This is a genomic window from Streptomyces aurantiacus JA 4570, assembly GCF_000414115.1.
In the GTDB taxonomy this organism is placed as follows: Bacteria; Actinomycetota; Actinomycetes; order Streptomycetales; family Streptomycetaceae; genus Streptomyces; species Streptomyces aurantiacus_A.
In genome coordinates this window covers 36,615-48,336 of sequence record NZ_AOPZ01000066.1, presented here as the reverse complement: position 1 = coordinate 48,336, position 11,722 = coordinate 36,615, and the positions used below count along the sequence as shown (strand labels likewise).

Genomic DNA, 11,722 nt, shown 5'->3' with positions numbered 1-11,722 from the left:
CTCGGCGGTGGCGCGGCGGCTTTCACGCCGGGACATGTGGTGCAGGTCCGCCACGAGGAGCATGTTCTCCTCGCCGGTGATCAGGCCGTCGACGGCGGAGAACTGCCCGGTGACACCGATCGCGGCACGGACCGCCTGCGGGTCGGCGGCCAGGTCGTGCCCGCCCACCCGCACGTCCCCGGCGTCGGCGGTGATGAGCGTGGACAGGATCTTCACGGCGGTGGTCTTGCCCGCGCCGTTCGGCCCGAGCAGCGCGAACACGGACCCGGCCGGGATGTGCAGATCGATACCGTCGAGGACGAGCTTTTCGCCGTACGACTTGCGTAGCCCGACGGCGGAGACGGCGGTCGGCGACGGATGACCGTCACCTCGACTGGATGTGGGCATGACAGATAAAGGCATGATGGCTTCCTTTCGGAGGCTGAAGACACAGGGGGAGTGGAAGCTGCGGCGGCTTCCGGCGGCCGGTCGGCCCGCGTCTATTCGCGCCGCGCCGAGGCGAACGGGCCGCGCGTGCGGGCTCCCGCGCCCACTGGCATGAGGCGACGGGCGCTACTTCTCGGTTGTGCCGAGGTCCCTGCTGATGGACTCCTGATAGGCGTCCGCATAGGTGCGTGAGTCCTTGACCAGGTCGTCGCAGAACGCGGCGACGTCGTTGCCGATGAGTTCCAGGACCCCCTTGCCCGCGGCGACGCCTTCCTCGAAGAAGTCGACGATCCCGGGGAGCAGAGGCCCGTCAGGCAGGTCGATCGGTCCGACCTTGAACAGGTACTTCTGCATCTCCTTGTAGACGATCTGGTAGTCCGGCGGGAGTGCCTTGACCCGAGCCATGTGTGCCCGCCACTGCTTCTTGCCCTCGATGATGTCCTGGATGCCCACGTCAGCCTCCCAGCCGGCTCAATTTCCTTGCGACGTTCCTGTTCAACTGCTCGCGCCACCGGTCGCGATAGGTGCGAGCCCCTTCCCCGCCGGCCAGTGCCATGCAAAAGCCTGGGATGTCGTCACCGAGTACCTCGTGGACGCTCTGCCCCTCCGCCGCTGTTTCTTCGAGCAGCCCCAGGGCGGCGTCGGCGATCGGCGTCAGGTTGCGGCCGGTGAAGTCCCCGTGGGGAAGGAGGTGGACCTTGATCTGATCCCACGCCGCCCGGTAGTCGTCCGGCAGGGCTGCGGCCCGGGCTTCGAACGCCTTCCAATCCCTGGTGAGATCGCTGCCTGTGATGGTCTCCCAGAAGTTCATCTCCCGCCCTCCCTGAGCTTGTCGATGCGTGATGAGACGTACTGCCATTTCGTCCAGAACTTCGCGAGTTCCTCGCGTCCGGCGTCATTGAGCGCGTAGAACTTGCGCGGCGGACCCATCCCGGATGGTCGTTTCGTCACCTGGACGAGTTCGTTCCTCTCCAGGCGCAGCAAGATGGTGTACACCGTCCCCTCGACGACGTCGGCGAAGCCGAGCTCGTTCAGCTGACGGGTGATGGCGTACCCGTACGTTTCCTCGCTGCCGATGATTTCGAGCACGCATCCTTCGAGCGTGCCCTTCAGCATCTCCGTCAGGTCGTCCACCGCGAGTCCTCCTCGGCCCCTAGCGGTACTGCGTAGTACCGAGTACCACTATACGGTACCACCGAGTAGTGGAGGATGTCAGCGCGGCGGAGTCGCTACGCCGTGGGCTCGGGCCTCCCCGCCGACGCGGGGGCCGCGGGCCTGGCCACGCGGAGGATTCCGTCGGCCAGGCGGGCCAGGGCGAGCAGGGTGGCAAGTGTCCAGATCACGGTGCCGGGCCAGCCGAAGCTGAACAGCAGGGGCGCCAGGGCGAGCAGCATGAAGCTGATGAGCAGGGCGGGGCAGACGATGGCCAGCAGGCCGTACGGGACGCTCCACCTGCGGGCGAACTGGCGAGGCTGCGGGCTTCTGCGCCAGATGTGATGGCTCAGCCAGGAGCGGGCGTCGGCCATGGCACGCGGGCGTACGAAGGGCTCGTCGACGAAGGCCAGCAGGAGCAGGTAGCCGTCGAGTCTGAGGAACGGAATCAGGTTGATGGTGACCGTGAAGAGGTTGGCCAGGACCATCCGCCACCAGAACTCGGAATGTCCGGCGACGTCCGCGGCCGCGGCGAGGGCGGAGAGTGCGGCCATGCCGGCATTGACCAAGACGCCGGCCAGGGCGACGACGACGCGGGCACCGCGTGGCAGACGCCAGCTGGAGGAGACGTCGCAGAAGAACGCGGGGCAGACGTAGTACAGCAGGGCGATGCCCATGCGGCGTGGGTGGCCGCCGAGTGCGGCGACCGCGGTGGCGTGGCCGAACTCGTGGCAGATGTTCACCGCGATCATGGCGAGCAGGATGTGCCACCACATGCCTGGTGACGGGTCCAGCAGGGACCGGGCCATGTCCGGCAGCCGCGTGGCGGTCGCACAGGCGCCGCCGGCCAGGAGCAGCGCGTACAGCAGCCGCGAACTCCGGTGACCGGCGATAACGCCGAGCGCGGCCAGCGCGCCAGTCAGCCTGTGGGGCCGGTAGAGCGTGAGTTGGATGGTGACCGGGTTGGGCCGCGTGAGGCGCCTTTCACCGGCAGCGGGGGCGGCGGTTTCGAGCAGGTTGAGGCGCGTGAAGTGCTGGAGGAGTTCAGCGGACTTCAGCGACCCGAGCCTGGCGGACCAGGCGACGGCGACTTCCTCGCTGGAGCGGGTGCCGTCCAGGCTCCGCAGGAGCTCGACCGCGTCGCGCCCCATGCGCAGGTACGCGCCTTCCGGCAGGCTCACCACGATTCGCTCGCCGTGAGCGGTGAATTCCACGCCGGGGCGCAGAGCGGGCCAGGGTGGCGGCTGAACAGGCGGGACCGATGGGGCGGACGGGCCGGGCGAGACAGTCGAGGTAGTCATCAGCCTCTGTGGGGATCAGGGCACGTGATGCCCGTCGGGGCCCGGCACGGGCCGCCTCGCGTGGCGTCGCTGCGGGGAAGTGGACACGAGGCGAGGCGGCGCGTGCCGGCGGGGAAAGGGAGTTGCCGCTACGGGCGTCTCAGTGGCCGCCGTTGTACCACTGGTAGGCGTTGTAGGCGGCCGAGCCGAAGTTCGAGACCGCCTGGGCCCCGTGGTCGATCGCTGCGCCCCAGTTTCCCTGCACGCCGTGGTAGACGGCCTGACCGGTGTGTCCCACACCCGCCCAGCCCTGCTGCCACGCCTGCTGGCCCGGCCCGTCGACCGGTACCACGTGAGCTTCGAGGGACTCCAGGACTTCGATGTCCAGGTCCAGCGTTGGGTCAAGGACCTGAGTGCTCATGAGCGCCTGCATGCACGTTCCTGCCTTCTGTGAGGAAAGGTGGCGGGGGGCCGCCTGGCGCCTCAGAGAAGCAGACAACGGTGCTTCTTTCTCGTACCGTTCGATCGCCCCGGCGCGAAGTCGCCCATTCGGCGCCCCGGCCTTCCACCGAACCGCAAGGGAGTCTGTGTCTGTCCATCTCGGCCAAATGCCGAACGCCAAATGCCAAATGCTGAATGCGTGGCGCCTCCATTTGCAGCCAGAAGGCAGTCGGGCCCGGCGCGCCCGCCGCTACGAACCTGCTGGGTGAGCCACTATCACGCCGGGAGAGCCAAGCGGTTCCCCTCCAGCTTTGGAGAAGGAGAGTTCATGTCCGCAATCCGTCGTGTCTCCGCGCTGTCCGTGACAGTTCTGGCGGCAGCCGGCCTGTTCACCGTACCGGCCCAGGCCGACTCCGCCTCCGCCAACTCCGCCACCTGCGGGAGCCGGCTTGAGCACTACAGCGGCACCTTCACTGGAAGTTTCAAGCCGACAGGGGAGGCCGCCCAGCACGTCACCGTCGAATTCCTCGACAGCAACGCGGTTCATGCCACCACGGTCAACAGCAAGACCGGAAAGGTCCAGTCCGTGGGAGGCAATTACTTTGTCGCCGAGGCCAACAAAAGCCCTGCGATCGCGCTGAACACGATGGAAGGGACTTTCGCGGGTCTCCCGTCCTGTCACTCCCGCGGACATGTCGTCAAGATCAAGGGTGGAGTCTCCAAGGACGGTTTCAAGACGGAAACGCCCTTGACGCTCAAAAAGGTCTGACAGAAAGGTCTGACGCCGCCCCCCGCCCCGGTGCGCCTTTCGCCTTCAAGGTCATACGGATCCGTGACGGCCGAAGAGGCGGGGGAGGCGGGGGCCGGGAAGCTTCCGGTGACGGCTTACCGGCGGCCTGATCGGCCCGGGCGCTGACGACGTATCAGGGTCCCTGATCCGTCAGCCGTCGTCGCTGCGCTCGGTCACCCGGCACCGTCGCCGGCGATGTACCTGCCCAACCCCGGCCGGCTCTTCGCCGCCGCGGCTGAGCGAGGACCAGGTCGCCGCGCAGGAAGAGATCGAGCAGGCCCGCGCCCACTGGATGGAGGGCTCGCGCTTCGGCGAGGTGAAGGGGTACGACGGGGGCCGCTGCCTGCTCCTACGCTTCCTGCGGTGCCGTTGAAGCCCCGGGGGCGGGTGCGCTGACCTGCGGGAATGAGGGCGGTCGGCGGCTCGGGGTGGCGGGCGGCCCGAGAGCCACGGGTGCGGGCGGCGTACCTTGTTGACGCGACCGTTGCGAGGACGCTGCCTCGCGCTCAGGCGTCAGTTACGCCCTCGGGGAACGTGACGCCGGGCCCGGCCACTGGCGGAGTCGACAGGCGGTCCCTCCGAGAGTCCGCAACTGGCCGGCAGTTGAGCCCTTGTGCAGCCCGAGGCGTGTCACCAGGCTTGGCGAGCTCGCCCGGCGGAGGAGCAGAGAGGGCGGCTGCCGGAAGGCTCGCGGCGGCCGGCGGTGCGGCGTTGCCGCCACCCGATGAGGTTGCCGCCCTGGACGAGGTGGAGTGCTTGGCCAGCCAGACACGTGTGGTGTCATAACCCCGCTGGATCAGCTCCGCTGTGTGCCGAAAGCTCAGCGGATTGAGCGCTCTGTAGACCTCAGGGGTCGGCAGCACATGAACGTTTCGCTGAGCTGCCGCGAGTTCACCTGCCGCGATCCGGCCGACCATGGTTCCCAGGGTGCGTATGAGGATGGGCAGAACGCCGACAGGGGATGCCTGGGGTCTGACGGCCAACAGTGAGGGAAGGACGTAACTGGTCATCGCGCCAAGTGACTCGGCCTGTTTGATGGGGATGTCAGCGGACTGGCTGCCGTCGACCAACGACCGCCCTTCCCATGGGACGGGAGGCAGTACACCGGGGATGGACGAACTGGCGAGGAGAGCCGTCAAGGCAGAGCCGTGAGAGAGCACAACAGGCATTCCCGTATACACGTCAGTGGCGACAACGTGCGCAGGGACCGCTGTGTCCCTCAGATCGCTTATGCGCAGGCCGTGTTGTATCAGGAGGCTCAGTCGGTCGGGTGCCGCGATGCTGTCCCGCAGGCCGGCGATGCCAACGGTGAGCGACAGAGGGCGCAGCGGAAGCACATCGCCGCGGCGTACGCGTAACCAGAGGCGCTGAAGATTCTCGAGCCCCGCGAGCGTGGGGTCCTGCGCGAAAGCTACGGCATTGAGTGCCCCAGCGGAGCACCCTACGACGAGGTCGGGACGAATATCAGCTTCAGTGAGCGCGCGCAGCATACCCACCTGCACCGCGGCGAGGCTGGCTCCGCCTTGGAGCACGAAGGCTACCGTCATGTGAGCGTGTCCTCCTGGCTGGTGTCGACAGGACAGAGGGGAACAACACGCGGCTTGCGCGGACGGGAGAACGTGGCGTGATCACCTTCCGTTCGACGGCCTGCGACGAGGCTGCTGTTGCCGCTGTCCCTGAGGAGTGCCGATAGCTGATGGGGTGAGTCCCGTCGCGGAGGGCGGACGCCATGTGTTGTAGGCAGGAAAGGGCGAGCTGTGCGCGGTTCGCGCATACCGGGGGGCGGTTCACCGAAGCCGATGCCGCAGGTCGGTTCCGATCATCCACCTGATTCACCCAGGTGTGTGTGAAGTTGTCGATCCATGCAGAAATGGATCATGGCGAAGCTTAGACAGAGTGATGGCCGCATCGCTAGCACGTCGTATGTGAGGCAGCACACGCTTCGGCTGCGTGTGCTCGATGATTCACTTGGGTAACCGCGAGCGTCGTTTACCCATTTGGTGCATTTAGCGGAACGTGTCGTCACTCGCCGAAAGGTCAAGGTTTGTGAGTGAATCCGACCCTGACCCGTGACTCTGAGTCGGTACCGGCCTTCGAATCCGGAAGCCTGAGAGGTTTCCATGTGCACTGAGTGTCAATGCTCTTCCGGAGGAACGCGGGACGAAGCCACGTCGTCGACAGTGTCTTGACAGCCGTCGCGGGGTCCGGAGAAGCTTGCTGTTCGATCTTCTGGTGGGGGGTGCCTGCGATCTCCACGATGTCGAAACCGCGGGCGTATGGTTCCACCCCGCTCACCGATGACGTCGAATTACATCGATCCACTGGTCGGCCGGAATGGATGATTGCCATGAGCGTCAATCCCGTTGTTCTGCTGGGTAACGATGATGACGAACCTGATCACGACGTCATGTTCACGGAAATCGCGAGGCAGGGTGGCGAGGCCATTCGCGTACACCCCCACGAACTAGTCATCGAGATAGCGAATTCCAAGCCGGTGTTCTTGGTGAACGGCAAGCAGGTGACGCCCTCACTTGTCATCGGCTGGGTCTACGAGGATGACCTGCTCCTGGGCATGAACCAGCTGGAGACGTTCCGGCTGGCCGGGATCCCCGTCGTCAACACGGCCATGACGCTGCTGCGTGGTCAGTCGAAGTACCTCAACTCCGCCCTCATGGCCGCCTCCGACGTGCAGCACCCCGACGTGGTGTGGGGGCAGCAGGTCGAAACGCTGAACACAGCTGCGGACACCCTTGGTTACCCCCTGGTCTACAAACCCATGATGAGCTCCTTGGGGCGTGGGGTGGTGCGTGTGGACAACCGCGACGACCTGAGCGGGCTGGTAGCCGAACGCAACCCGGAAGGTGACGGGTACCGCGTGAAGAACGAGGGGTTCTACCTCCAGAAGCACATCGACGCCGAAGCTCGAGACATTCGGGTGATGTGTGTGAACTACCGCGCTGTGATTTCTTATCAGCGGACGGCACCGGCCGGCCAGTGGCGCTCCAACACGCCTGGCTGCGAGCGCGTGGTGGTGGAGCTCACGGACGAAATCCGTGTCCTGGCCGAGCGTGCCTCGGAGGCAGTGGGAGGGCTCTTCACCGGAGTCGATCTCGCCAAGGACGTCCATGGCCGCCTCTATATCTACGAAGTCAACACCTGCCCGACGTTCTTCGAGCCGTCGCAAGCACTGGGTGTTCCCCCGGTGGCACTGACCGAAGCCGGCTCCTTCCTGTATGCGGCCAGTCAGGACTTCGAGCGTGCACGTCAGCAGTGGCGTCCGACCGTTCATGCCCACGCGGGTCGCTGACCGCGAGTACAGGGGTACAGGAAGCGTGATAGGGACGCGCTGTGGGAGGAATCAGTGGAAGAGACGTGGGACGCCGAATTCGAGGAAACACTCCGGACATTCCTCCCCGACATGAACCCCGAAGACGTCTTGTCTCCGGACACGGATCTGGTGCTGGCCGGCCTGAACTCCATCGGGACGGTTGAGCTGTTGCTGGCACTCGAGGATCGATATGAGGTCGCCGTGCCGGACGAGTTCCTGGAAAGCAGCATGTTCGGCACTCCTGCCAGTCTGTGGAAGGTCTTCTCAGGACTTCGCAGCTCCGACTGAAGCTTTCCCGAGCACTGCTGACCGTGAACGAGTCGATTCACGTCCTTCACAGTCGAGCCCGCTGGTGCGGATGTGGGAGAGGGACAAAGGTGACGCACTCACCGAGCACACACACGACTCATAGCCTTCTTCCCCTGTCCAGAGCTCAACTCTATTTCTGGCACCTGTACGCCGAACAGCCGCGCACTGCTGGGCGCTGGAACCTTCTCGTGCGCAGCAGGGTTCCCGACAGAACGAGCCTTGCCGACGTCAGGACCGCGCTTCAGCTTCTGGTGGACCGGCACGAGGCGCTGCGCAGCACCATCGAGCCAGGCCCGCTGCCACGCCAACGCATCAACACGAGCGGTTCCATGGTGATGCGCGTACGAGAGCTGGACAGTGATGCCGATGAGCAGGTCACCGACGCCCTGCGTGAAGCGGGTGGGCAGACGTTGGACGCCGAGCACGGACCTACTGTCCGTGCAGACGTGCTGACGGTCGCCTCGGTACCCAGATGGGTTGCGCTCGTCGTGCACCACATGTTCGCCACCGCGCGAACGATGGATGTCTTGCAGGACGAGCTGCAGCACATGCTCGCCCACCTGCGAGCAGGCGCCGACCCACAGGAGGGGCTGGACCCGGCACAGTCCCTGGCGCGCCGCATCGAGTACGAGCAGTCCCCCCAGGGGCTGTTGCGGGCGGACCGGGCGATCCGCCATCTCACCGGTGTCATCGAGCAGCTGCCGAACGTGTTGCTTCCCTTCCGAGAACACCATGCCCCGGAACCAGTCGTCCGGCAGAAGTTGCGCATGCATTCGGCCGCTGTGACGCATGCCGCCGACATCGCGGCGCGCCGGCTCAAGGTGCCCCGGTACAGCGTGGTCTTCGCCGCGGTGGACGTCGTCCTGTCCACCTACGCCGGGCAGAACGTCGCGTGGACGATGTACATGGACAAGGGGGCAGTGGACAAGGGCCGCTCCTTGATCGACTGCACCACCCAGAACGTCTACGCCCAGGTTGGTTCCCGTGCGCATCAGCTGTTCTCGCAGGCTGTGCGGGCGGCATGGAAGCAGCAGTTCGTCGGCCAGGTGCACTGCGACTACGACTACGCGCGTCTCCTGGAAGCCCACTCGGACGTCGGCCTGGACCAGCGCACCTGGAAGAGCGTCAACCTGTGGTTCAACTGCCGAGGGGCGTTCCGCTCATCGGACGAGCCCGACGCACACCGACTGGACGGGTTGCGTCGCCGGTCCCGGCTGAAGTGGGAGGAGGTGTCCGACGACCGGCCGTTGGTGGCCGTCGAGGTACGGTTCCTCCGCCCCGAGGCGTGTCTCGACCTGTGGGTCGGAAGAGAGCTGATCCTGCCCGACGACATGGTTGATGTGTTGAAGGCGATCGAGGAGCTGCTGGTGCGCTTCGCCGTGGACGGCGAGGTGCCCCTTGAGGAGGCGCGGAAGCACATGGGAGCCGGCGCCTGGCCCCGACTGCCCGAGCTCCGGCGGCTGCGGGACGGTCGCTGGATCGACTTCGAAGCCACACGGGCGGTGTTCCTGTGCTTGCCCGGCGTGCTCACGGCAGAGCTCGAGGTCGTCGACACCGGGCCACACCAGGAACTGGTGGTGACCGTGGAGACCACGGCGGGGGACATCACCGAAGCAGGGCTGCGTAACCACGGGCAGCAGAGGATTCGCACCCATGGGGTCGTCCTGCCCGACACCTATGTGGTCAGGAGGGCCGGGACGGGGCAGAAGGCCGCCTCGACGGATGACCGGGCGACTCGGCTCTTGTGCGAAACGGTGGCCGAAGCGACAGGCAGGCCGCATGGCGATGCTCACGCCAGCTACCGAGCCCAGGGCGGGAGCGCTGAGCAATTGCCGTGGATCAAGATGCAGCTGGAAAGCCGGGGCATCCGCCCGTTCGACCATGAAAGCCTCCTGGCGCCCGCAAGCCTCGGAGAGGTCGCCCAGGCACTGAGGCGATAGGGGATGGGCGGGGCATCCTGCGGTCTGTCTCTCGACCCGCCACCTTTCCGTGGCGAACCACATGTGTGGCATCAACGTGCACGACCTGCCAGCACGTGCCACGCCACGCCGGAGGACGCAGCGGGGCAGGGGCTGACGGCGGCGCGGGCCCGGCCCTACCTCGGGTCTGCCCGATAGCGGTAGAGCACGGTCTCCTCCGCGCTGAACTGCGAGAACGGGAAGGGTTCCGCTGACAATGCCGTGACCCCTGCGCCCAGGAAGGCACGGGCAACCGAACTGCCGGACTGCGCGTAGACGACCAACGGCAGTTCCTTTCCACGGCAGTGATCAAGAATGTGGTCGAAGGTTCCGTTGCCCAGCGTCATACCAGTGGCGACCACGGCATCCGCCTCTGCGAGTACGTGACGCATGTCGTCCGTGACCGGCTCCCCCCACTGTGTGCTGCGCAGGTTGAAGTCGCAGGGCAGGGGCACGCCGCCGCGGTCGCGAATGGCGGCGACCAGAGGGTTGACGACGCCTATGAGGGCGACCTTTGCCCCGGCGGGGACGGCAAGGAGTTCCGCGACGGCCCTGTCCCTGGCTTGTGCACGGACCTCGGGTGTGCCGTGAGGAAGGCGAACAGGGGTAGCCCCTTCGGCCTCACGGTGGGGCAGGACCTGGGCGAGATATGCGTCGAGAGCAGCGATACGAACAACTGCTGACGGGTGCCTCAGAAGACTGTCGAGGGAGTGCCCCGAGAGGTCGGCGCACAGATCGGGTGTGAGTTCGCCCGCCTCGAAGGAACAGGCCCCGAAGGCATCGCCGGACCTCAGGAGGAGGTAGTGGTTCCGGTAAGTGACCTGGCTTCCGGACAGCCGGGTGGTGTGGTGGAGCCAGAACGCACTGGTGGTGGCGAACTCCTCGGGCGGGAGCCCGTAATGCCCGGCGAGGACCTTTTGCTGGAGGCCGGCCAAGGAGTACGGCTGTGAGTGGGACATGCCGGGGCCTCTCTACTACGGATGGGAACTGTGCTGGAACGCGCCGGACAGGGGAAGCGACCAAGCTTCTGTGGACTGACTTGCGTGGGCGGGCGGCGGCCAGTCCATCGACGACCACGGAGGCTCCAATCCCGCTTGTGTGTCGACTTCGTGCGCGCGCATGGACTCGAGGTTCACGGCATGGGCGTGTCGCGCGTAAGCACTTTCGACGTAGCGGTGCCCGGTGTCGGCGGCTAGGAAGACGTACGTTCGCGAGCTGTCGCGTTCGAGTTCGGAGAGTGTGGCCACATAGGCCGCGCCCGAGGAGAGACCGGCGAAGATTCCGCTGGCCCGCAGGAGGTGTACAGCCCCCGACATGGCATAGTCAAAGTTGAGCCAATGGATGCGGTCGTACAGGTCGTGCCGGACGTTGCGGAACGGTATGGAACTACCAATTCCGGCAATGATCATGTCCGGATCCGCGACGTGTTCGGCGCCGAATGTGACGCTGCCGAAGGGCTGTACCCCTACGAGCCTCAGCGCGCGCCCGCTCTCACGGAGATACGTGGCTATGGCCCCCGTCGAGGCGCCGGTGCCCACCGCGCCGACCAACGTCAAGGGACCGTCGGGTACCTCCTTGTTGATGAGATCAGCGATGTCGCTGTAGCCGAGGTAGTGGATCGAGTCGTGGTACTGCTGCATCCAGTGGTAGCTCGGATTCTCCTGCAGAAGCTGGGAGATCCGCTCCACCCGGAGGTTCTGGTCGAGGCGTAGATCGTTCGAGGAGCGGACCTGTTCGAGTGTGGCGCCAAGGATTTCGAGCTGTATGCGAAGAGCATGGTCCACTGTGGTCGAGCCGACGATGTGGCAGTTGAGGCCGTAACGGTGGCAGGCCAGTGCCAGCGCTTGTGCGTACATGCCGCTGGAACTGTCGATGAGGGTGTCGCCCGGTGCCACCTCGCCCCGCTCCAGGAGGTGACGCACAGCCCGGAGGGCCGAATAGAGCTTCATGGACTCGAAGCGCAGGCACAGGGCTCCTGGAGGAACGGCTACCACGTCCGGTTCCTTGAGTGCTTCGACTATGTGCTGATGCATCCGTC

13 protein-coding genes and 1 pseudogene are annotated in these 11,722 nt (G+C 65.8%); 5 read left to right on the top strand and 9 right to left on the bottom strand.

Annotated features, from left to right (window positions below; all coding sequences use genetic code 11):
* The 6 genes from STRAU_RS08505 to STRAU_RS08480 all read right to left on the bottom strand — a co-directional run.
* Positions 1 to 387, bottom strand: a 387-nt coding sequence (locus STRAU_RS08505) for an ATP-binding cassette domain-containing protein (protein WP_037658212.1), incomplete at its 3' end; no start/stop codon positions are given.
* A gap of 165 nt (positions 388 to 552) precedes the next feature.
* On the bottom strand, positions 553 to 879 hold the full coding sequence (locus STRAU_RS08500) for a DUF1048 domain-containing protein (protein WP_016639855.1): 327 nt from the start codon (positions 877 to 879) through the stop codon (positions 553 to 555).
* Position 880: 1 nt separating this feature from the next.
* On the bottom strand, positions 881 to 1,237 hold the full coding sequence (locus tag STRAU_RS08495) for a DUF1048 domain-containing protein (RefSeq protein ID WP_016639854.1): 357 nt from the start codon (positions 1,235 to 1,237) through the stop codon (positions 881 to 883).
* Positions 1,234 to 1,560: a PadR family transcriptional regulator gene (locus tag STRAU_RS08490; protein ID WP_016639853.1), complete on the bottom strand. Its 327-nt coding sequence runs from the start codon at positions 1,558 to 1,560 to the stop codon at positions 1,234 to 1,236. Before STRAU_RS08490 ends, STRAU_RS08495 begins: the two co-directional genes overlap by 4 nt.
* A 95-nt stretch (positions 1,561 to 1,655) precedes the next feature.
* The gene (locus STRAU_RS08485) at positions 1,656 to 2,792 is read right to left on the bottom strand and encodes a hypothetical protein (RefSeq protein WP_016639852.1); all 1,137 of its coding nucleotides are present in this window, start codon (positions 2,790 to 2,792) and stop codon (positions 1,656 to 1,658) included.
* Between the two features lie 226 nt (positions 2,793 to 3,018).
* Complete coding sequence (locus STRAU_RS08480; protein WP_158692042.1) at positions 3,019 to 3,279, bottom strand: hypothetical protein; 261 nt, start codon at positions 3,277 to 3,279, stop codon at positions 3,019 to 3,021.
* Positions 3,280 to 3,627: 348 nt separating this feature from the next.
* Between STRAU_RS08480 and STRAU_RS08475 the strand changes: the two genes are divergently transcribed.
* Together STRAU_RS08475 and STRAU_RS41360 are read left to right on the top strand one after the other, a co-directional pair.
* Positions 3,628 to 4,068: a hypothetical protein gene (locus STRAU_RS08475; RefSeq protein ID WP_016639850.1), complete on the top strand. Its 441-nt coding sequence runs from the start codon at positions 3,628 to 3,630 to the stop codon at positions 4,066 to 4,068.
* 280 nt (positions 4,069 to 4,348) lie between these two features.
* A pseudogene (locus STRAU_RS41360) lies at positions 4,349 to 4,485 on the top strand (pirin family protein); the annotation flags it as partial.
* Positions 4,486 to 4,595: 110 nt separating this feature from the next.
* Here the strand turns inward: STRAU_RS41360 and STRAU_RS40040 are convergent.
* Positions 4,596 to 5,636 carry a patatin-like phospholipase family protein gene (locus STRAU_RS40040; RefSeq protein ID WP_078621060.1) on the bottom strand — a complete coding sequence of 347 codons (1,041 nt, stop codon included), beginning with the start codon at positions 5,634 to 5,636 and terminating at the stop codon, positions 4,596 to 4,598.
* A gap of 800 nt (positions 5,637 to 6,436) precedes the next feature.
* Here STRAU_RS40040 and STRAU_RS08465 point away from each other — a divergent pair.
* The 3 genes from STRAU_RS08465 to STRAU_RS08455 are packed head-to-tail and all read left to right on the top strand — an operon-like array spanning position 6,437 to position 9,666.
* On the top strand, positions 6,437 to 7,396 hold the full coding sequence (locus STRAU_RS08465) for an ATP-grasp domain-containing protein (protein ID WP_158692041.1): 960 nt from the start codon (positions 6,437 to 6,439) through the stop codon (positions 7,394 to 7,396).
* Positions 7,397 to 7,450: 54 nt separating this feature from the next.
* A complete protein-coding gene (locus STRAU_RS08460; protein WP_016639848.1) occupies positions 7,451 to 7,705 on the top strand; it encodes a phosphopantetheine-binding protein in 255 nt (84 codons plus the stop codon).
* Positions 7,669 to 9,666: a condensation domain-containing protein gene (locus STRAU_RS08455; RefSeq protein WP_078621056.1), complete on the top strand. Its 1,998-nt coding sequence runs from the start codon at positions 7,669 to 7,671 to the stop codon at positions 9,664 to 9,666. Before STRAU_RS08460 ends, STRAU_RS08455 begins: the two co-directional genes overlap by 37 nt.
* 155 nt (positions 9,667 to 9,821) lie before the next feature.
* Here STRAU_RS08455 and STRAU_RS08450 read toward each other — a convergent pair whose 3' ends face one another.
* Together STRAU_RS08450 and STRAU_RS08445 are read right to left on the bottom strand one after the other, a co-directional pair.
* Positions 9,822 to 10,643, bottom strand: a complete 822-nt coding sequence (locus tag STRAU_RS08450; protein ID WP_037658205.1) for a Rossmann-like domain-containing protein — start codon at positions 10,641 to 10,643, stop codon at positions 9,822 to 9,824.
* A 15-nt stretch (positions 10,644 to 10,658) separates the two neighbouring features.
* Positions 10,659 to 11,717 (bottom strand): pyridoxal-phosphate dependent enzyme, encoded by a 1,059-nt coding sequence (locus tag STRAU_RS08445; protein WP_078621054.1) that lies wholly within the window; start codon positions 11,715 to 11,717, stop codon positions 10,659 to 10,661.
* Positions 11,718 to 11,722: the final 5 nt, after the last annotated feature.